The sequence below is a fragment of the uncultured Lactobacillus sp. genome (genome assembly GCF_947367125.1).
Taxonomy (GTDB): domain Bacteria; phylum Bacillota; class Bacilli; order Lactobacillales; family Lactobacillaceae; genus Lactobacillus.
Window position 1 is genome coordinate 56,206 of sequence record NZ_CANBCQ010000004.1, and the last position, 21,237, is coordinate 77,442.

The 21,237-nt window shown below is 35.6% G+C and carries 19 protein-coding genes, 1 pseudogene and 1 riboswitch; of the genes and pseudogenes, 17 read left to right on the forward strand and 3 right to left on the reverse strand.

Annotated features, from left to right (window positions below; genetic code table 11):
* The first annotated feature begins 45 nt into the window (after positions 1-45).
* The 8 genes from Q0Y84_RS02210 (at position 46) to holA (ending at position 7,640) form a co-directional block, all read left to right on the forward strand.
* Positions 46-1,230, forward strand: coding sequence for a putative peptidoglycan glycosyltransferase FtsW (locus tag Q0Y84_RS02210; protein WP_297950483.1), 1,185 nt, complete (start codon positions 46-48; stop codon positions 1,228-1,230).
* A complete protein-coding gene (locus tag Q0Y84_RS02215; protein WP_297950485.1) occupies positions 1,227-1,571 on the forward strand; it encodes a YlbG family protein in 345 nt (114 codons plus the stop codon). Before Q0Y84_RS02210 ends, Q0Y84_RS02215 begins: the two co-directional genes overlap by 4 nt.
* Entirely contained in the window at positions 1,568-2,116 is a 549-nt protein-coding gene (gene rsmD, locus Q0Y84_RS02220) for a 16S rRNA (guanine(966)-N(2))-methyltransferase RsmD (RefSeq protein WP_297950487.1), read from the forward strand. Before Q0Y84_RS02215 ends, rsmD begins: the two co-directional genes overlap by 4 nt.
* Positions 2,117-2,118: 2 nt before the next feature.
* Positions 2,119-2,604, forward strand: a complete 486-nt coding sequence (gene coaD, locus Q0Y84_RS02225; RefSeq protein ID WP_297950490.1) for a pantetheine-phosphate adenylyltransferase — start codon at positions 2,119-2,121, stop codon at positions 2,602-2,604.
* A complete protein-coding gene (locus Q0Y84_RS02230; protein ID WP_297950492.1) occupies positions 2,597-3,640 on the forward strand; it encodes a SepM family pheromone-processing serine protease in 1,044 nt (347 codons plus the stop codon). Before coaD ends, Q0Y84_RS02230 begins: the two co-directional genes overlap by 8 nt.
* A gap of 76 nt (positions 3,641-3,716) precedes the next feature.
* A complete protein-coding gene (locus Q0Y84_RS02235) occupies positions 3,717-4,400 on the forward strand; it encodes a helix-hairpin-helix domain-containing protein (RefSeq protein WP_297950494.1) in 684 nt (227 codons plus the stop codon).
* Entirely contained in the window at positions 4,369-6,657 is a 2,289-nt protein-coding gene (locus Q0Y84_RS02240; RefSeq protein WP_297950496.1) for a DNA internalization-related competence protein ComEC/Rec2, read from the forward strand. The genes Q0Y84_RS02235 and Q0Y84_RS02240 overlap by 32 nt, the downstream gene beginning before the upstream one ends.
* The gene (gene holA, locus Q0Y84_RS02245) at positions 6,654-7,640 is read left to right on the forward strand and encodes a DNA polymerase III subunit delta (protein WP_297950498.1); all 987 of its coding nucleotides are present in this window, start codon (positions 6,654-6,656) and stop codon (positions 7,638-7,640) included. Before Q0Y84_RS02240 ends, holA begins: the two co-directional genes overlap by 4 nt.
* Before the next feature lie 60 nt (positions 7,641-7,700).
* Here holA and rpsT read toward each other — a convergent pair whose 3' ends face one another.
* Positions 7,701-7,958, reverse strand: a complete 258-nt coding sequence (rpsT, locus tag Q0Y84_RS02250) for a 30S ribosomal protein S20 (RefSeq protein WP_297950500.1) — start codon at positions 7,956-7,958, stop codon at positions 7,701-7,703.
* A gap of 199 nt (positions 7,959-8,157) precedes the next feature.
* On the opposite strand from rpsT, the gene rpsO reads away from it, so the two are divergent.
* The 8 genes and pseudogenes from rpsO to Q0Y84_RS02290 all read left to right on the forward strand — a co-directional run bounded on the left by rpsO (position 8,158) and on the right by Q0Y84_RS02290 (position 17,025).
* Positions 8,158-8,427, forward strand: a complete 270-nt coding sequence (rpsO, locus tag Q0Y84_RS02255; RefSeq protein WP_297950502.1) for a 30S ribosomal protein S15 — start codon at positions 8,158-8,160, stop codon at positions 8,425-8,427.
* Positions 8,428-8,585: 158 nt separating this feature from the next.
* Positions 8,586-10,376, forward strand: coding sequence for a ribonuclease J (locus Q0Y84_RS02260; protein WP_297950504.1), 1,791 nt, complete (start codon positions 8,586-8,588; stop codon positions 10,374-10,376).
* Between the two features lie 2 nt (positions 10,377-10,378).
* Positions 10,379-11,212: a tetratricopeptide repeat protein gene (locus tag Q0Y84_RS02265; protein WP_297950506.1), complete on the forward strand. Its 834-nt coding sequence runs from the start codon at positions 10,379-10,381 to the stop codon at positions 11,210-11,212.
* Between the two features lie 189 nt (positions 11,213-11,401).
* Positions 11,402-12,592: an elongation factor Tu gene (tuf, locus tag Q0Y84_RS02270; RefSeq protein ID WP_005718890.1), complete on the forward strand. Its 1,191-nt coding sequence runs from the start codon at positions 11,402-11,404 to the stop codon at positions 12,590-12,592.
* Between the two features lie 144 nt (positions 12,593-12,736).
* Positions 12,737-14,068: a trigger factor gene (gene tig, locus Q0Y84_RS02275; RefSeq protein WP_297950515.1), complete on the forward strand. Its 1,332-nt coding sequence runs from the start codon at positions 12,737-12,739 to the stop codon at positions 14,066-14,068.
* Between the two features lie 125 nt (positions 14,069-14,193).
* Positions 14,194-15,468: an ATP-dependent Clp protease ATP-binding subunit ClpX gene (clpX, locus tag Q0Y84_RS02280; protein ID WP_297950517.1), complete on the forward strand. Its 1,275-nt coding sequence runs from the start codon at positions 14,194-14,196 to the stop codon at positions 15,466-15,468.
* The gene (gene yihA, locus Q0Y84_RS02285; RefSeq protein ID WP_297950519.1) at positions 15,458-16,048 is read left to right on the forward strand and encodes a ribosome biogenesis GTP-binding protein YihA/YsxC; all 591 of its coding nucleotides are present in this window, start codon (positions 15,458-15,460) and stop codon (positions 16,046-16,048) included. The genes clpX and yihA overlap by 11 nt, the downstream gene beginning before the upstream one ends.
* A gap of 123 nt (positions 16,049-16,171) precedes the next feature.
* Positions 16,172-17,025: pseudogene (locus tag Q0Y84_RS02290) on the forward strand (amino acid permease).
* Positions 17,026-17,062: 37 nt separating this feature from the next.
* On the opposite strand, the gene dapF reads toward Q0Y84_RS02290, so the two are convergent.
* Both dapF and Q0Y84_RS02300 read right to left on the reverse strand, forming a co-directional pair.
* Positions 17,063-18,067 (reverse strand): diaminopimelate epimerase, encoded by a 1,005-nt coding sequence (gene dapF, locus Q0Y84_RS02295; protein WP_297950521.1) that lies wholly within the window; start codon positions 18,065-18,067, stop codon positions 17,063-17,065.
* Positions 18,068-18,071: 4 nt separating this feature from the next.
* Entirely contained in the window at positions 18,072-19,433 is a 1,362-nt protein-coding gene (locus Q0Y84_RS02300; protein WP_297950523.1) for an aspartate kinase, read from the reverse strand.
* 202 nt (positions 19,434-19,635) lie between these two features.
* Positions 19,636-19,810, forward strand: a riboswitch (Lysine riboswitch).
* A gap of 92 nt (positions 19,811-19,902) precedes the next feature.
* Between Q0Y84_RS02300 and lysA the strand changes: the two genes are divergently transcribed.
* Positions 19,903-21,219 (forward strand): diaminopimelate decarboxylase, encoded by a 1,317-nt coding sequence (gene lysA / locus Q0Y84_RS02305; protein WP_297950524.1) that lies wholly within the window; start codon positions 19,903-19,905, stop codon positions 21,217-21,219.
* Positions 21,220-21,237 lie beyond the last annotated feature (18 nt).

Consider the following 21,237-nt stretch of genomic DNA (forward strand, 5'->3'; position numbering starts at 1 on the left):
TTGTTTTATAATAAAAAAGTATTATTTAATAAAGGGGCAACGCTTGTGCGTCGGAAATTACATTATCTTAATTACCGAATTTTTATTCCTTATCTAATCTTGGTGATTGTTGGAATAATTTTGGTATACTCAGCTAGTTCAGATATTTTATTAGTCAATGGCTTTAAACCAAATGTTTATGGGGTTCGACAGGCAATTTATGCTGCTGTGGCATTTTTTGGGTTTGGTATTCCATTTTTCGCATTAAAAATTAAAGTATTTAAAAGTCCAAAATTTGTAGCAGGTTTTCTATCAATATGTATACTTATGCTGCTGTGGCTAGTATTCTTACGCTTTGCGCATGGAAGCAGTGCGGCGGTTAACGGAGCCGTAGGTTGGATTAATTTAGGCTTTATTAATTTACAGCCATTAGAAGTTACTAAATTGGCTTTAGTCATTTATCTAGCATATGTACTAGATAGGAGAGATGGGAAGTTAGTTAAAGGCAAAATTAAACATAATTTATCTCACCCAGCAATTTTGGCTGCATTTTTAATGTGTTTGGTAATTGTTGAACCGGATTTTGGTGGGACAGCGATTCTGTTTATGATTACTCTGGTAATGTTTTCAGTATCAGGTGTACCAACTAAATTAGCTTTAATGTGGCTAGCTGGAATAGTGCTTTTGGTGGCATTAGTATTTTTGATAGTAGTTGCTTGGAACCCAGGATTTTTGCAAAAAAGTTATCAATTTCAGCGATTAATGTCATTTTTGCATCCCTTTGAATTAGAACGAAAAGGTGGGGCCCAGTTAGTTAACTCCTATTATGCAATTCATAATGGCGGTTTATTTGGTGTTGGTTTAGGTAATAGTATGCAAAAGCGAGGCTATTTGCCAGAACCATATACTGATTTTATTTTATCCATTACAGCAGAAGAAGTAGGTGTTATTTTTACTATCCTTTTAGTAGGATTGCTATTTTACTTGATGTGGCAAATTATGGAAGTAGGAGTTCATGCAGTTTCTCAATTTGATGCATTAATTTGTTTTGGGGTTACCACTATAATTTTTACAGAAGCATTTTTTAACATTGGCGCTGTGTTGGGATTATTGCCGATTACTGGGGTTACTTTGCCATTTATTTCATATGGTGGTTCATCAATGATTGTTTTGACTGCAGCGATTGGACTCGTTTTGAATGTTTCCGCAAATGAAAAAATGTTACAGGAAAAGGATGAAACGATTGCATGAGTATTAATAAGGAAATTGAAGGTACAAATTTAATCAAACGTGTAGCGTTGATTATTTATTTAAAATCAGTTAGCGATCAATATAAATTGCGCCATTACGGTGATATTGTTTATTTTTCTAAAAAGATGAAGTATTGTGTTCTTTATGTTGATCGTAAAGAATGCAATGAGATTAAAGGGCAGATTGCTCATTTAGATTTTGTTAAACATGTCGAAATTTCAGCTGAAGAAGAGGTTGATTTAGATAGTAAACATATTGAAAATCAATTGACCGAAATGGCTAAAAAAGCTGAAGAAAAATTGCAACTTGAACAAGAAAAAAGTGAGAATCAATTAAAATGAGAATCATTTCAGGAAAATATGCTAAGAGAAATTTGTTTACTTTAAAAAGTAATCGAACTAGACCGACCAGTGATAAAGTTAAGGAATCGCTTTTTAATTCTTTAGGGCAGTTCTTTCAAGGCGGCAATGTCTTGGATTTATATGCCGGCAGTGGTGCTTTAGGGATCGAAGCTGTTTCAAGAGGCTGTGATCGTGCTAGTTTAGTCGATATTAATCGTGCTGCTTGCACAATTATTAAAAAGAACGTTGCTTTAACTAAGGAAGAACAACGTTTTAATATTTATAATATGCGCAGTTCAGCAGCTTTGAAATTATTTGCTGAAGCGAATAAAAAATTTGATTTAATTTTCTTAGATCCGCCTTATGCCAAAGAAAAAATTGCTAAAGACATGCTACAAATGGATAAGCTAGGGTTGCTTAATGAGCATGCAACTGTTGTTGCAGAAACTGATGATCAGACTGAATTAGGTGAAATTGCGGGATTTTCATTGATCAAAGAACATCATTTAGGAAAAACAATTGTGCGGATTTATCGAAGGGACTAATAATGACGATCGCTTTATTTCCGGGGAGTTTTGACCCAATTACTAATGGTCATGTGGAAACGGCTAAAAAGGCAGCTGAAATTTTTGATAAAGTTTATGTGGTAGCGATGACCAATACAGCTAAGCAATACTTGTTTACACCTGAAGAACGGGCAGATTTAATTAGGGATGCCTTAAAGGGAGTGCCTAATATTGAAGTGTTAGAAAGGCCTGAAGAAGTTACTGTGAAATTGGCACATGAACTTCATGCTACAGTGATGGTTCGTGGCGTCCGTAATAGCGATGATTTTCGTTATGAGCAGGAAATTGCTGGAATAAATAAGAAACTAGCACCAGATGTAAATACGGTTTTACTGTTTACTAGTCCAGAAAATTCATTTGTGGCGTCGAGTATGGTTAAAGAATTAGCTCGTTTTGATGAAGATGTTAGTTTATTTTTGCCTAAAAAAGCTGCAATAGCATTGAGAGAGAAGCTACGACATGAGTAATAAAAATAATAAGCAATCAAAAAAGCACCTGCATAATTGGCTGTTTGCCTTAATTGCGCTTGTTTTATTTATTGTAATTGCTGTTTGGCCAACCGATTATTATATTGAATCGCCAGGTGAAGCAGTACCAGTTGGGCAATTTATCAAATCCGCCGGTAAAAAACCGTATAATTTTTATTTAGTGACAGTTAGTGTAACTAGTCAGCCAGCTTCAGTTTTTCAATATTTATGGAGCTTTACTCGGCCATATGATGAACGAGTGCCAAGTAAAGAACTTCTAGGAGGACAAACTAGCAGTCAGTATAATGAATTGCAAAATTGGTATATGGAAACTAGCCAACAAAATGCTATTTATTATGCAGCCAAGAAAGCTGGTAAGAAACACAGTTTGAAGTATCTTGGCGTCTATGTGATGGAAGTACAAAAGGGTTCTAGCTTTAAGCACAAACTGCAGATCGGTGATACGGTTTTAGGTGCAAACGGACATCAATTTCATTCAACTGAAGAAATGATGTCTTACCTGCGTAAACAAAAAATTGGCACGCGAGTAACAATTTCCGTTTTACGTGGCAAAGAAAAGAAACACTTTACTGGTAAGATTGTTAAAGTAAAAGGCACTAATAAACCAGGTATTGGTATTCAGTTAGTTGAACATGTAGAAGTAAAAACTAAGCCCAAGTTAACAATTAATGCTGGCGAGATTGGTGGCCCATCAGCTGGGTTAATGTTTACTCTTGAAAGCTATGAAGTCTTTACTAAACAGAACTTAAGTAAAGGACACAAGATTGCTGGAACGGGTACAATTTCGCCTACAGGAAAAGTGGGTATTATCGGTGGTGTTGATAAAAAAGTAGTTGCAGCCAGTCGAGAAGGGGCGGAAATCTTCTTTGCGCCAACTGATTCAACTAGTGTAAAAAAGAATGAAACTAATTATGCAGTGGCCAAAAGAACTGCGAAAAGAATCCATACCAAGATGAAAATTGTGCCTGTAGATACTTTTGATGACGCTTTAAACTATCTGAAGACACATTATTAAAACTTTTTTGAAAAAATTTGAAGTCCAGAAAAAATTCTGGGCTTTTTTTGCGTAATAAATAGTAGAGGTGATTTTTATGAATTTTGAAAAAATAAAAGAATTTCTACTTGAGAAAAAAATATATCTCATCGTTGGCGTAATTCTTGTAGTTGGATTTTTGGGATTAAAGAAAGGTAACCGTCAGGAAAGTAGTCCAGCAGTAGAAAATCAGATGATGCAATCCAGTTCAAGTAGTTCGACTGCAGCATCTAATGTTAATGCGACAACTAGTAGTTCATCTTCAGCTTCCAAAACTGTAACTTGTGATATTTCAGGAGCAGTAAAGCAGCAGGGGGTATATACTTTGAAGAATGGTGCACGTTTGCAGGAATTGATTGAAGCAGCAGGTGGTACTACAGCTAGAGCACAATTGAAGGCGATTAATCGGGCTATTTTGCTTAAAGATCAGGATAAGATTCATATTCCTTATAAGGGTGAAAAAGTTGAGCCAGCTGCAACTGCCGGTTCGGCTGCTAATAATCAGAGTAGTGGACCTGCTAATAATTCAACTGACCAAGGCAGTGGCGGTGACAAGGTTAATTTAAATACAGCTAATGTGACGGAATTGCAAAAATTGACTGGAATTGGTCAAAAAAAGGCGGAGCAAATTATCGCTTATCGTGAACAAAATGGTTCTTTTAAAAAGATAGAAGATCTAATGCAGGTATCAGGAATAGGAGAAAAGACATTTGCTAGTCTCAAAGATCAATTGGCTATTTAAAAATGAAGTTGGCTTTTATTTATTAACAGCTTTGCTATTGGTTGTAATATCTTTTTTAGCATTTAGTTGTACGACGACTAGTCAAAAAATTATTGCCTTGCTTTTTGGTGGTTATTTTCTTTTATTGCTAATCAAAAAATATCGGGTTAGCTTAACAATAGTTAGTTTGGCAGTTGCTGCATTATTAACAATAATTTTTTTCAATAAGCAAGAGAAAAATCTCGTCTTAACAGAGCAGAGTCAATTAAAAATTTATCCTGATCAAGTCAAAATTAAAGATGACTATTTAACGGGAATCGGTAATTTTGCGCAAGGCAAAGTATTAATTAGTGGCAAAGTGACAGACGCACAAAAAATATTGCTTAAGCGGGGAAATCCCATTTTAATGAAGGATATCAGTGGCGATTGCAATTTGATTGAACCTGCTACTAATATTGGAGAATTTAATTTTCAGAATTATTATCAGGCTAAGCAGATTTATCAAAAAGTGAAATATAAAAATTGTCAAATGGAATTGTTACAGATTGATAATTTCTTTGATCAATTGCATCAATTACGATTTCAATTGCAAGAGTATTTTGCCAGTATGCCGCAGTTACTAGGTTTTTTTGCTAGTGAACTAGTTTTGGGTGAAAATAATGCCCAAGAAAATCAAGCAATATTGAATAATTACCGGGATTTAGGCGTGATTCACCTATTGAGCATTTCGGGCTTGCATGTGGGAATTTATGTCTTATTAATTAGTGTATTTTGCTTTAATTTAAAAATGACAGATGAAGAAACTTTTGTTTGCTGCAGCTTAGTACTATTATTGGGAATCTTTTTAAGTAATGGTCAGGCAGGTTTTGTCAGAGCAAGTCTAACGTATTTTTTAGGGAAAATTTGCAAGTTTAAAAGATATCATGTGGCCCCAATAGATTTATTAGGCTTGACCTGTATTTTGCACCTGTTAGTTGTCCCACGACTATTTATGGCTGCCGGAGCAGTGTTAAGTTATATTTTGGCTTTTGGGTTACAGTTAACTGATAAATTTGGCAGTATTAAGCAGGCAATTTTGTTAAATCTTTTATTAACCCCGTTCTTATTGCTATATTTTTATCAAGTTAATTGTTTAACCGTTATTTTCAATATGCTAGTAGTGCCTTATTTTAACTGGGTAGTTTTGCCAATAGCCTTTTTTAATGCTATAACTTTTGCCCTAACTAAAGATTTAGCTCCGATATTGGAACAAATATTGGGATTAGGTGAAAAAATTATTGGGCAAGTATCAACTACTAAGTTAGGTTTGCTATCTTTTGGGCAAATTAATTGGTGGCAATGCTTATTATTGCTAATAGTGACAATCGTATTTATTATTTCGTTAGGGGAAAAAGCTGCTTGCCGATTTAATAGCAAAAAGATCATGGCCTGCATTTTAAGTTTGTATGCGATTTTTTTCAGTATGATTCATTTTACTTTGCGAGGCCAGGTAACTTTTATTGATGTAGGGCAAGGAGATAGCATTTTAGTAACTACGCCATTTCCGCGGAAGGTGTATTTGATTGATACTGGTGGGAAATTGAATTTTAGTGGTAAAAAGCAAACGCCCCAACTTAATCGAATTACTATTCCTTTTTTGAAAAGTCAGGGAATTAATACGATTGATGGAGTTTTTGTTTCCCATCAAGATGCTGACCATGTTGGTGATTTAGGACCGTTATTAGAACAAATTAATGTTAAACGGCTATTTATGGCAAAAGGATTAATTAAAAATCCGTCCTTTCAGAAGCGATTAGATGGTCGAATTAAAGATACTAAATTAATTGAATTGATGGCAGGGATGCAAGTAAAAGAGCCGCAAATTGTATTTAATGTCGTTTATCCAGATCATGCCGGTGAAGGAAAGAATGAAGATTCTTTAAGTTTATTTTTTAGATTAGCCAATAAAAATTGGTTATTCACTGGAGATTTAGGACAAGATGGTGAAAAAGAAATCATGCAAAAATGTAATTTACAAGTAGATTATTTCAAATTGGGACATCATGGAAGTAAAACTTCATCTAATCCAGATTTTTTGCGTGCAATTCATCCTAAGCAAGTTTTTATTTCTGCTGGACGAAATAATCGTTTTGGACATCCCCATCAAGAAACGCTACAAACTTTACATCAGCAACAAATACCATGGGTTTCAACCCAAGACTGTGGTATGATTAGCTGGTATTATGGTAAAATGGAAAATTCTGAATTTAGTTACTTTTTAAAGCGGGGTAAAAAATGACCTTACTTTCTTTATTTAAAAATACCAATAACAATAATCCGCATACTTTAGTTTGGAGTGGAGATGATTTTCTCAATGATTATTTAGTGAGATCATATGCAAAAGAAGATCGCTTTAAAGATTTGGAACATGTGAATGTTGATTGTGAAAGCGATGGCTTAGATGAGTTGATTGCCAGCTTAACAGAATCAAGTTTATTTAGTGAACAAAAATTTATTGTAGTTAAGAATCCATTCTTTTTAACGGCTAAAGTACCAAAAAAGTTTCAAAAGCAAATAGATGATTTGCAAAAAATCTTTGAAAATTTAACTGATTTAGAAGATGTAGTAGTAATAGTTGCTTCTTATGAAAAGCTTGATCGGCGTAAGAAACTGACTAAAACAGTTTTAAAACAATTTAATGTGGTTGAACCACAAATTCGTCCATATGAAGTTGCTGCGATAACTAAAGCTTTGATTAAAGAAGAAGGATATACAATCACCCAGTCTGCTTTGCAATTATTAATTGAGCGCAGTGACCAAGTAATTGATACGATTTTAAGTAATTATCAAAAACTAAAAATGGCTGCAGCTGATAACAAGATTACTGAAAAAGCAGTAATGCAAAATGTCGACTTATCATTGGCTCAAAATATTTTTGCTATATTAGAAGCGGCTTTAAACAAAAATTATCGTGAGGCTATTGAACGATTAAACAATCAATTGCGTGAGGGAACCAATCCGATTCAATTACTAGCTGTCTTTGAAAATCAGCTAGAATTAATTTTAGTGGTCAAAATTTTAGCGCAAAGAGGGCGTAGTGAAGCACAAATTGTAAAAGAATTAGGGGTGCATCCCTATAGAGTTAAGCTAGCAATGCGTAATCGGTTAAAAGTAGATAAATTAGAGAATCTGTTGCGGGATGCAATTGAGTTAGAATTCAAGTATAAAAATGGAACTTATCATGAAGATAACTTCTTAAAGTTATTCATTTTAAATGTTTAAAGATACAAAAAGAGGAGGTCGATGACCTCCTCTTTTTGTATGAATTAGTAATAAGTAAGATTACTTGTTTGCTAACTTGTTTAAACGACTCTTGTCACGAGCAGCCTTGTTCTTGTGGATTAAGCCCTTTGAAGCAGCCTTGTCCAAAGCACGTTCAGCTTCTAAATGCAACTTGGAGACGTCTTCCTTACTATCACTTTCAACAGCGTTCTTAAACTTCTTAACAGCAGTTCTTAACTTGCTTAATTCAGAAGCACGACGTTCGTTAGTAGCGTTTTGAGTCTTAACACGTTTGATAGCTGATTTGATTTGTGGCATGAAATTCACCTCCAATGATTTAGAAATTTACTTCATTCATTATACTTAAGAACTATTGAGGATGCAAGGTAATTTCTGCTTGCTTTTTTAAAAAATAATGTGTATGATTATGACTGTTGTGAACCGTTAACGCTGTTTGTTTGTTCACGCCGACGATAGACGTTGTTAACGGCAATTATTTAATGAAAGGTGAATTACTATGGCAATTTCAAAAGCTGAAAAAGAAAAGATTATGAAGGAATACGCAACTCACGAAGGTGATACTGGTTCTGTTGAAGTTCAAGTTGCTCTTTTAACTGCTGATATCAACAACTTGACTGACCATATGAAAAGCCACAAGCACGACCACCACTCATACGTTGGTTTGCTTAATAAGATTGGTCACCGTCGTAACTTGCTTCGTTACCTTGAAAACAACGATATTAATCGTTACCGTGAATTAATTAAGAAGTTAGGTCTTCGTCGTTAATTCTTATAAATTTTGCACTAAAGGGTCAACTCGGAAGAGTTGGCTTTTTTGTCTCTGTTATAATTTCTTTCTTTATGCTAAAATTGAAACAGATTATTTTTACGTTGAGATCAATAGATCCATAAGAATTTTAAAAATTAGATAGAAAAGGAAATATAATGGCTAATCAAATCAAGATTATGATCTTGAGCGGTGTACGCGAACAAGGTAAAGATATGTTTGCCGTTCAAGTTAATGATGAAATTTTCGTTCTTGATGCCGGATTAAAGTACCCTGATAGTTCTTTATTTGGTATCGATGTAGTAATTCCTGACCTCGATTTCTTTGAACAATATGGTGATCGAGTTGCAGGGATCTTTTTGACGCACGGACATGCTGATTCAATTGGTGCTTTACCATATATTTTACGTAAGTATGATATTCCGGTGTTTGGGTCACAATTAAGTATTGAACTTGCAAAAATTGAAGTTCAACGTGAGAATAAAAAGCGTAAAAACAGTTTGTTCCATGTAATTGATGCAGATACTGAGATTGATTTTAAGAATGCTAGCATTTCATTCTTTCATACAACGCATTCAATTCCTGATTCACTTGGAATTGATGTGCATACGCCAGTAGGTGAAATTGTTTATACTGGTGATTTTAAGTTTGATCCAACAGCTGCACCAAATTATCGGACTGATATGGACCGTCTGGCTGAGATTGAACAAAAGGGCGTTTTAGCACTTTTGAGCGATTCATCTAATGCTGAAGCCTCTTTCCCTAATGCTTCAGAACAAGATATTGGGAAATTTGTAACTAACGTTTTTAGAAATGCTAAAGGCAGAATTATTGTAGCTGCTAAGGCTTCTAATTTAAATCGTGTTCAAGAAGTCTTGAATGCTGCTGCTGCAACAGGCAAGAGAGTGTTGTTAACTGGTCGCGATTTAGCTAAAATTGTTAGAACTTCAATGAAATTGGGCTATTTAGATGTGCCTGATGGTTTATTGATGCGAGTTAAGGACCTAAAAACTGTACCAGATGAACAGACTGTAATTTTAGAAACTGGTCGTATGGGTGAACCACTTAACTCATTGCAAAAAATGGCCAAAAAACGCCACAGTATGATAACAATTCATAAGGGTGATTTGGTCTTTATTGCTACTACGCCATCGCATGCGGTTGAAACTATGGTGGCTGAAACCAGTGATTTAGTTTATAAGGCTGGCGGTACGGTTATCCAATTAGGTAGAAATATGCATACTAGTGGTCATGCAACTGGACGTGACTTACAGCTTTTAATCACTACCTTGAAGCCGCAGTTTTTAATTCCTGTAATTGGTGAATATCGTTTGCTTGAAGTTGTACGTGATCTAGCTATTAAGGCTGGTATGGGTCCTAAGGATATTTATATTACCCAAAATGGCGATTGTCTTGAATATGACTTTAAGCAAAAGCGTTTCTTCTTGACTGATCCTGTTCCAGGTGAAGATACAATGATCGATGGCTCAGGCGTAGGTGATGTTGGCAATATTGTTTTGCGTGATCGTGAAGTGTTGTCAGATGATGGTATCTTTATCGCTGTTGTAACAATTGACCGTAAAAAGAAAAAGATTATTGCAGAGCCCAAAGTTACAAGCCGTGGATTTGTTTATATTAAAGCAAATCGCCAATTGATGAGCGATTCAATTGATGTGATTAAAAAGGCAATTCAGGCTAATTTCGAACATAAAAAGTTTGATTGGACCGAATTAAAGCAAGATATTCGCAGCAATCTGGAGAAGTTTCTATATAAGAAAACTAATCGTCGACCTGTAATCTTACCTGTAGTTATGGAAGTAAATCAAAATCGTCATCGTGCTATGCAAAAACGCAATGAAAAAGCACAAAATGATAACAAAAATCATCCTAAAGATGAAAATAAGCAAACCAAAGTAACTAAGAAAAAAGAAAGTAATAAAAAAGACTAAAAATGACATCAGTAAGTCAACAAAATCTATTAAAACTTGCTGAAGAAGATGAGCGTAAGGGCGATCTTGTAGCGGCTATTCAAAACTTAGAAGAAGCGCTGCGAGGAGAACACTCTTTGGATGTAATTTTAAAGCTGTGTGAGCTCTATTGTGCTAATAAACAAGAAGATCAGGCGTATGCTTTAATTAAAGAGGAGCCTGATCTTTTTTCTGATCAGCGAGTGTTTAAGAGCTATTGCAAAATTTTAGCTGAAAACAATTTTTATATTGAGGCTTTGCAATTAAAAAATATTGTCGGAGTAAATGTGGTAGAAAAGGTAAAGCCAGTTTCTGAAGAGAAGCAACAGCAAATTATGCAGAGATTTAAAGAAAAAAAGCAAGTTAGTCAGGCGGATTATGAAGACCTTTATAAATTAAATTTGCTTAACTTTAAAACTTTTGCTCAAAGCATTTTGTTAGATCCAACACCAAATTTTGCAGTAAGGCTGTCACTGTGTGAGGATTTAGTTCGGTTAGGTCTTAAAGAGCAATTCAAAATTTGGGTAATTGGTAAATTGGAAAGCTTTACGCCTCAAAATACTTTGCTTTTAGAAAAAGAATCAAAATATCGAGAAATTGTTTCTAGTATCGGAAGCAAATTTCATAATAATCCTAGTCAATTACCGTTAATGCTAGGAGAAGTAAATTTAGTGCTAGGCAGTCTTTATCCTAAGATTAACGAATATGTTGATGAACCAGATAGTTTTGCTAGTGATCTAGTGTCATTTTTATTAAAAAAAGATGGGCACAGTCATCAAAAATTGCTAAAAACGATCTATCATAATCTACCTCAATAAAAAATAAGCAAAAAAGGTTTACTTTTCGATACTATTTAGTATAATTAGCAAAGGATATTTTCGTTAGGCAATATCGCTTAAGCTTTTTTACTAGGCATTTGCCGAAGAAAGTAGTACAATATTCAACAGAGAATTATCCGTTAACTTATCTCAACGGACTTCTTGCAAATTTACAGGAGGGTCATTTTAATGGCAGAAAAAGAACATTACGTTAGAACTAAGCCACACGTAAACATTGGTACTATCGGTCACGTTGACCACGGTAAGACCACTTTAACTGCGGCTATTACTACTGTTTTGGCTGACAAGGGTTTGGCTAAGGCTGAAGATTACTCACAAATCGATGCTGCACCAGAAGAAAAGGAACGTGGTATTACTATTAATACCGCCCACGTAGAATACGAAACTGAAAATCGTCACTACGCTCACATGGACGCTCCAGGCCACGCCGACTACATCAAGAACATGATCACCGGTGCTGCACAAATGGATGGTGCTATCTTAGTTGTTGCTGCAACTGATGGTCCTATGCCACAAACTCGTGAACACATTTTGCTTGCTCGTCAAGTTGGTGTTAACTACATCGTTGTTTTCTTAAACAAGTGTGATTTAGTTGACGATCCAGAATTGATCGACTTAGTTGAAATGGAAGTTCGTGACTTGTTAACTGAATACGATTACCCTGGTGACGATATTCCAGTTGTTCGTGGTTCAGCTTTGAAGGCTTTACAAGGCGACAAGGAAGCTCAAGAACAAATTCTTAAGTTGATGGACATCGTTGATGAATACATCCCAACTCCAGAACGTCAAACTGACAAACCATTCTTAATGCCAGTTGAAGACGTATTCACTATCACTGGTCGTGGTACTGTTGCTTCAGGTCGTATCGACCGTGGTACTGTTAAGGTCGGTGACGAAGTTGAAATCGTTGGTTTGGTAGACAAGGTTCTTAAGTCAGTTGTTACTGGTTTGGAAATGTTCCACAAGACTCTTGACTTAGGTGAAGCCGGCGATAACGTTGGTGTATTGCTTCGTGGTATTGACCGTGACCAAGTTGTTCGTGGTCAAGTATTGGCTGCTCCAGGCTCAATCCAAACTCACAAGGAATTCAAGGGTCAAGTTTATATCTTGAAGAAGGAAGAAGGCGGCCGTCACACCCCATTCTTCTCAGACTACCGTCCACAATTCTACTTCCACACCACTGATATTACTGGTGAAATTGAATTGCCAGAAGGTACTGAAATGGTTATGCCTGGTGATAACACTGAATTTACTGTTAAGTTGATTAAGCCAGCTGCCATCGAAAAGGGTACTAAGTTCACCATCCGTGAAGGTGGTCGTACCGTTGGTGCCGGTCAGGTTACTGAAATCCTTGACTAATTTCTAACGATATAGTAAAAAAGATGCACTTCTTCACAGGAGCGCATCTTTTTTCTTTTAAATTTGTTTTTTGCGCCCTTTTAAGGTAAGATAACTTAGTATGCAAGAAGCAAACTCAAATTTGACATTGGAGGTATTTAATTAATGTCTGTTAAATGGGAAAAGACCGGCAAGACAACCGGTGATCTTACTTTTGATATTTCAAAAGATGAAATTAAATTAGGCTTGGACCAAGCTTTTAGAAGAGTAAAGAAAAACTTGCGTGTTCCTGGTTTTAGAAAGGGTCACGTATCTCGTGTGATTTTTGATCAATACTATGGCGAAGAAGCTTTATATGAAGATGCTTTAAACATTGTATTGCCAAATGCATATTCTGCTGCAGTTAAAGAAGCAGGTATTAAAGCAGTTGGTCAACCACAAATTGTTCCTGTATCAATGGATAAGGACAAGGACTGGACTATGAAGGCTACTGTTGCTGTAGAACCAGAAGTTAAATTAGGCGACTACAAGGGGATTGAAGTTCCTAAGCAAAATACTCGTGTATACCAAAAAGATATTGATGCTGAACTTGACAAGCGTCGTGAACAAAATGCTGAACTTGTTCTTAAGAAGGGCAAGGCTGAAAAGGGCGACACTGTTACTATCGACTACAAGGGTACTATTGACGGTAAGGCCTTTGAAGGTGGCTCAGCTGAAAACTACTCACTTGAATTAGGTTCAGGTGCATTCATTCCTGGCTTTGAAGATCAACTTGAAGGCCATGAAGCTGGCGATGACGTTGATGTTGTTGTAACTTTCCCTAAGGATTACGGTGCAAAGGATTTAGCTGGTAAAGAAGCTCACTTTGCAACTAAGATTCACGAAGTTAAGTCAAAGCAACTTCCTAAGTTAGATGACGAATTTGCTAAGGATGTTGATGATTCTGTAGATACTCTTGATGACTTGAAGGACAAGATCAAGAAAGACTTGAAGGAACAAAAGGAACAACAAGCAAACGACGCTATTCAAGAAGCTGCAATTGAAGGTGCTGTAGACAATGCTACTATTGACGAAATTCCTGATGCTATGATTCAAGAAGATGTTGATACTCAATTAAACCAATACTTGGGTAACATGCAACGTCAAGGTATTGATCCACAAACTTACTACAAGTTAACTAATACTAATGAACAACAATTGCGTGCACAATTTGCTAAGAATGCTGCTGAAAGAGTTAAGACTAACTTAGTTCTTGAAGCTATTGTAGCTGCAGAAGACCTCAAGGCAACTAAGGAAGAAATTGACAAAGAAATCAAGGATCTTGCTTCAGAATACAACATGGATGAAAAGATGGTACGTAATACCTTATCAGATGACATGTTAGGTCACGACATTACTGTACGTAAGGCTATGGATCTTGTTACTGATAATGCTAAGCAAGTTGCTAAGTCAAAGCTTGAAGCTAAAGAAGACGATGACAAGAAAGAAAGCAAGTAATGGATATTGCTGATTTCTCACTAAAAGCGGCTATAGGCCGCTTTTTTTGTTGTTCGAGCTTAATATTTATCAATATTAGTTAATTTATGATAATCTAATTTTTGGTAGATATAGGAGGAAAAATAATGGCAAATCAGTTTACAGATCAAGAAGAGATTAAATGCGCTTTTTGTGGTAAAACTCAAGACCAAGTCAAAAAAATGATTGCTGGAAACGGCGTTTATATTTGTAATGAATGTGTGGACTTGGCTAAAAAAATTATTGACGATGAATTGCGAGCAGATTCATTAAAAACAGCTCGTGAATTACCTAAGCCTGTTGAAATAAAAAAAGAACTTGATCAATATGTCATTGGTCAAGATCGTGCTAAGAAAGTATTATCAGTTGCCGTATATAATCACTATAAGAGAATCAGTCAAATGGACGTTGATTCTTCAACTGAATTGCAAAAATCAAATATTGCAATGATTGGACCTACTGGATCAGGTAAGACTTATCTTGCGCAAACTTTGGCTCGTATTTTGAATGTACCGTTTGCGATTGCTGATGCAACTACATTAACTGAAGCTGGTTATGTAGGCGAAGACGTTGAAAATATCTTGCTTAAGCTATTGCAAAACGCTGATTACGATTTGGAACGTGCTCAACGTGGAATTATCTACATTGATGAAATTGATAAAATTTCTAAAAAATCTGAAAATGTCTCAATTACCCGCGATGTTTCTGGTGAAGGTGTACAACAATCATTACTGAAGATCTTAGAAGGTACTATTGCCTCAGTTCCACCTCAAGGTGGTCGTAAGCATCCACAACAAGAAATGATCAAGATGGATACCACTAATATTCTATTTATTGTTGGTGGTGCCTTTGATGGGATTGAGCAAATTGTCAAGAATCGTTTGGGCAAGAAGACCATTGGCTTTGGTGCTGAAAATGAAGCAGATAAAGTTAATGCCGATGACTGGACTCGTCATTTAACTACAGCTGATTTGGTTAAGTTTGGCATGATTCCTGAATTTATTGGTAGAATCCCAATTATTACTACACTTGATAAATTAAATAGTAAAGATTTGGTTAGAGTATTAACTGAACCTAAGAACGCTTTAGTTAAACAATACAAGAAGTTGCTTTCACTTGATGACGTTAAACTTAAGTTTACTGATGGCGCACTTAAGGCAATTGCTGACTTGGCAATTCAAAGAAACATGGGGGCACGTGGGCTTAGAACCATTATTGAAAATTCAATTATGGACATTATGTATGAAACCCCAAGTGAAGAAGATATTGAAACTGTTGAAGTAACCAAGGATGTAATCACGCGTCATACTGAACCTAAAGTTACTCGTAAAAAGGATAAAAAAGAAAGCAGCAAAGCACAGGTAGGCGCTAATGATAATTAAAAGTAGTAGTTATGCTGTCAGTGCAGTTAGAGAGGATCAATATCCTAAGGATGATTTGCCTGAGATTGCATTATCAGGCCGTTCAAACGTTGGAAAGTCGAGTCTGATTAATACACTACTTAATCGAAAAAACTTGGCTAGAACCTCTTCACAGCCTGGTAAAACGCAAACCTTAAATTTCTATCTAGTCAATGATGAGTTTTATCTTGTAGACGTACCAGGATATGGTTATGCTAGAGTTTCACAAAAGAAACGTCAAGAATTCGGTGAAATGATCCAAGATTACTTGGAAACTAGACCTAACTTAAAGGGATTAGTAATTTTAATTGATTCTCGTCATGAACCAACTAAAGATGATATTGCAATGTATAATTATGCTCAATATCTGAATTTGCCTATTTTAGTTGTATGTACGAAGATTGATAAAATAAAAAAGAGCCAAGTAAATAAAGTAATGTCACGCCTGAAAAAGAACATAGATCTTAACTATGATCATGTGACGGTTTTGACATTCAGTTCTGTAACAAAATTACATGTAGCAGAATTGGGCAACTGGATTGAAGAAAAAATTAATAAATAAAGAATGAGAAGGCTGTTAACTGAGGTTAGCAGCTTTTTCTTATGAGAGGATTATTAGAATAAATCTACTTAAAAGAAAGGGTGCTAAAATTAAAAGTATAGTAAAGAAAGTAGCAGCTTTATCTTGGATGACAATAAAACACAGAAAAAGACATTAACCATTTTAAGCCTAGTTTTGATGCTCATAACTACAGTTTACGGTTCCGGTAATGTCTCGGTTTCATACCGGCAAATGACTTATGTCGGTATTATTTGGCTTATTTTAGCCGGAATTTGTTTTTTCTTTCCAGCTGGGTTAATAATGGCAGAATACGGTTCAGCCTTTCACGATGCACAAGGTGGGATTTATTTCTGGCTTGCTGGCTCTCTTGGCGAAAAATGGGCTTTTATCGAAACTTTTGTCTGGCTGGCTAGACTTGGGTGCTTTGGCTAGTATCTAGTGCCTCAAGACTCTGGATTTTGATTTCAGCGCTAATTTTTGGTAAAGATACAACTCAGAGTTGGAATTTATTTGGCTTGCATGGAACGCAACTAATAGGTGTATTGGCGATTTTGTTCATGATCGTATTTACATACTTGTCATCAAGAGGAATGACCGGAATTAAAATCATGTCTTCAATTGGTGGTGTAATTGACAGTATGAAGCATTCCGAAAAAGACTTTCCCAAAGGTTTAATTATTAGTAGTCTATTTACGATTGTTTCTTATGTCTTGACTGATTTTTCAGTCAATTATCAAAGAGATATCGTTCAAACTGGTGCCAACACGGGTAATATTACTTATGTAGTTTATGGACGGTAGTGTATAGTATTTGTAGAAATAATTGTCTGCACGGGTATTATATTTACGGTTTTGCAGCCGCTTTTGGAACATAGATATGCTACAGCTTTCTGAACTGGATTTGGACCAATCTTCTTTGGGTTAATATTTTTTTATCGTGTTTCAAAGAAAAAACATGGTTTAACTGATTTAAATTAAAAAAAGAGACTTGCTTATACAAGGCAAGTCTTTTTGATTATGCTAAAGTTGTGATGTCATTGAATTCAGGTAAATTGTCGACGAATTTTTCATAAGCATTTTGTTCATTGGTTTTAGTAATTTGGGCATTAGCCAGATTATTGTTTCTTAAATCCTCTTCAGCAATAGAAATTTGATGAGTAAAGGTAGCATTTCCAATAAGTTCAATCCAGTAGTGATTGTTTTCATAATGAACAATGGTTTTTACCATGCCACCAGGATTATAAACGTTGATTGGAGTATCAAATTCTGCCATTTCCGGTTTAGTTAAACAAAATGCCAATGAGGTAGCAGACATTCCAGTTCCACAAGCGTTAGTAAAACCTACACCACGTTCATAAGTCCTCACAAATAAACGATTCTTATCTAAGATCTGAGCAAAATTAACGTTAACACCATCAGTGAAGTACGGATTTTCACTATTGAGTCGTTTACCAATTATTCCTAAGATAGGACCAGTTATTTGTTTTTGATTAACAAAACTAATTAAATGAGGATTAGGTACGGCGATAGAAGAAAAGCGTAAACCGGGATAAAGTTCAGGAACAAATTCATCTATCAAACGATCACGTCTTAAATTGTCAAATGGCAAGGCTTCTTTATTGAAGTGGACAGGTGAAATTTCAACTGCAAAAGCAGGAACATTTGGAGCGAAGTCGTCGTCCTTTCTAACGCGGAGGCTAGCATTCATGGTATCAACCAAAAAATTGCTTTTTTGATACTTTTCACTTAAATAACGAGCAACAGTTCTAAGGCCATTGCCGCACATTGATGCTTCGCTACCATCGGCGTTAATAACACGCATTTGAGCTAAAGCATTTTCTCTGACGGGCTTGTTGATCACTAATACACCGTCCGCACCACCAAGAAGACCGTTTTGTGGATTGGTAAGCTTAATAGTTAATTCTTTTAATTCATTGTCAGATAAATTTTGTTTCAGTTCAGTTTGATCAAGAATAAAAAAATGATTTTGTGATCCGTGTACTTTTAATAATTTAACCATGATTTTAGCCTTTCTTGAAAAATTGTTGATAAATAATTCTTACTGCTTCGTCTGCTTTTTCTTTTTTTGTTCCGATCATCATTGAGATTTGGGATGCACCTTGGTTGATCATGCGTGGTGAGATATCATGATCACCTAAGGAATCTAAAATTTGGCGACTAACAACATGATACTTTTTCATTCCTTCGCCAACGACCATGATGATGGCATAATCGTCAATCCATTCGAGCTGATCTGGATTAATTATTGCTTGAATTTCATTACAAATTTGGTCAATTAACTGATCATTTAGAAAATCATTGTTGAAAATAATTGTAATGTCATCGATACCAGAAGGCATATGTTCGTATGGAACATTGTGCTTGTACAAAATTTGAAGGATTCGCAAAGTAAAGCCAGCTTCTTTGTTTAACAAATATTTATGCAAATAAAGAGCTGAAAAGTGTTTTTGACTGGTTACGCCAGTAATAATATTATCTGGCACAAAGTCTTTATCTGGGACGATGATAGTACCAGGTTGATCAGGCTCATGGGTATTTTTGACATTAATAGGAATTTGACCTTGAATGGCTGGAATCAAAGCTTCATCGTGGAAAACGGAGAAGCCAGCATAAGATAATTCTCGCATCTCGCGATAAGTCATTTTCTTAATGGATTGCGGATTATTTACGATATGTGGATTGGCTGCAAAAATTCCGTTGACGTCAGTAAAGTTTTCATACATATCAGCATGAAAACCACGTGCTAAAATTGCTCCAGTAATATCAGATCCACCTCGTGAAAATGTAGCAATATTACCTGATGGCGTGATACCGAAAAATCCAGGAAAAATAATGTGTTCATCTGGTGTGATTTTTACTTGATCAAGATTGAGGTAGCTTTCAGGGTTAACTAAAGCATCGTTAGGCTCACCTGTAACTATGAGACCTGCTTCTGTTGGATCGAGAAAGCGACCTTTAATACCTTGATGTTGCAATATCATAGCAATTAAGCGCGCGTTAAGACGCTCGCCATGAGCTTTAAAAGCAGCCATTAAGTAGCTGGAATTAGGATAGTTTCGACTAGGTAAAGCTAAAAGAATCTCCTTGATGATTTTAAGTTCATCGTTAGATACACCAAAGAAATGTCCAATTTCTTGATAACGCATAAAAATTGTTTGAACGATTTCAGCAGTATTTTCGTTTTTGAGCGTCAGATTAGCATACTTAATTAAAAGATCTGTAATTTTGATGTCATCATCATTTCTTTTACCTGGCGCAGAAACTACTACTATGCGTCTTTCAGGATCACTTAAAATAATATTTAATGCTTGTTCTACATTTTGTCCGTTAGCTAAAGAGCTACCACCAAATTTAACTACTTTCATAACATAATCCCCTTGAAGTGAAATTTCATAATTCGTTAACCAGAAAATGGATTTGAACTAAATTAATTTGAATTTTAGCATTATTTTTTAATCTTGCAACAAAAAGTTGAGAATACTGGTCCTGGATAGAAAAGTATATATGGTATAAATTAAAAAATGATAAAAAGTATTGACTAAAATTTAATAAGAATGTAGACTACATGTAAATCGAAGAGGCGCAATTGACAAGAGTAACAATTATGAGTTCAGCAAAACGAAGACTAATTGTGAAAGGGGAGGTTGCCGAAGCTTAAACCGAGCTGAAGGGATAAGCTGGGTCGTGATTGAATAAATTACGGACTGTCGCGGACAAAATTCGCGGAGCGCTATCGACCATAAGATTAAGTGAAAACTAATCCATTGTTTGTTTAGCGCAGACAATGGATTTTTTTATTGGGTGCTTCGCATGCATAAAGACTAGGGGCAATATATGAATTCACAAATTTTAGAAAACCAAATCAATCAAGCAGGACATTTAACTATTGGTGGTGTTGATACAGTTGAATTAGCTAAAAAGTATGGCACACCTCTTGTTGTATACGATGTAGAGCAAATTCGTAATCAAATTAGAGCTTTTAAAAAGGTCTTTGAAGAAGAAAACGTAAAATATGCAGTTAGTTATGCTAGCAAAGCTTTTGCTTGTGTAGCGATGTATCAAATAGCTGCGGCGGAAGGTGCTTATACAGATGTGGTTTCAGCTGGAGAGTTATATACAGCTTTGAAAGCTCATTTTCCAGTAGAGAAGATTAGTTTTCACGGTAACAATAAATCTAAGTCAGAGCTTGAAATGGCCGTTAAAAATCATATTGGTAAGATTATTATTGATAATTTTCATGAAATTAAGTTATTAGATCAAGTTTTACGTGAGCAAGATACCAAAATTGATGTCATGTTAAGAATCACACCAGGTATTTCAGCACATACACATGAATATGATCAGACCGGTCAGGTTGATAGTAAATTCGGCTTTGATTTAGAATCTGGTCAAGCTGATTTAGCCTTAGAACAAGTTTTAGCTAATTCAAGAATGAATATGATCGGGCTACATGCTCATATTGGATCACAAATTTTTGAATTAAACGGTTTTGAGATGGCTGCCAAAAAATTAATGGAAGTTGCCGAAAACTGGCGTAGTCAATATGGTTATACTGCACAAGTAATTAATGTGGGCGGTGGTTTTGGAATTAAATATACTGCGGAAGATAATCCATTAAAACCAGAAGAATTTGTTAGAGCAATTGTTAAAACTATCAAAAAAGAAGCTAAGAATGCTGCCTTTCCTCTTCCAAAAATTGATATTGAACCTGGACGCTCTATCGTGGGTCCAGCTGGTTATAACTTATATACAACAGGTAGTCGTAAGATTGTTCCGGGCCACTGTCCTTATGTGACTGTTGATGGCGGAATGGGTGATAATATTCGTCCAGCTCTATATGATGCAAAATATGAAACAGTTTTAGCTACTGATCCACGAGCTGATTTGACAGAGCATGTAAGAATCGCTGGCAAATATTGTGAAAGTGGCGATATCTTAGCTGAAGATCAAGCACTTCCAGCAACTAAATCAGGCTCACTTTTAGTAATGCTTGATACTGGAGCATACGGATATTCAATGGCTTCAAATTATAACCGTAATGCTCGTCCAGCTGTTGTTTTTGCAGAAAACGGCAAAGCTCAGCTAGTCATTAAACGAGAAAGTCTAGAAGATTTAGTTCATTTAGATCAACCATATAATAATGAAGATTAATTTTTAAAGGGGAAACAT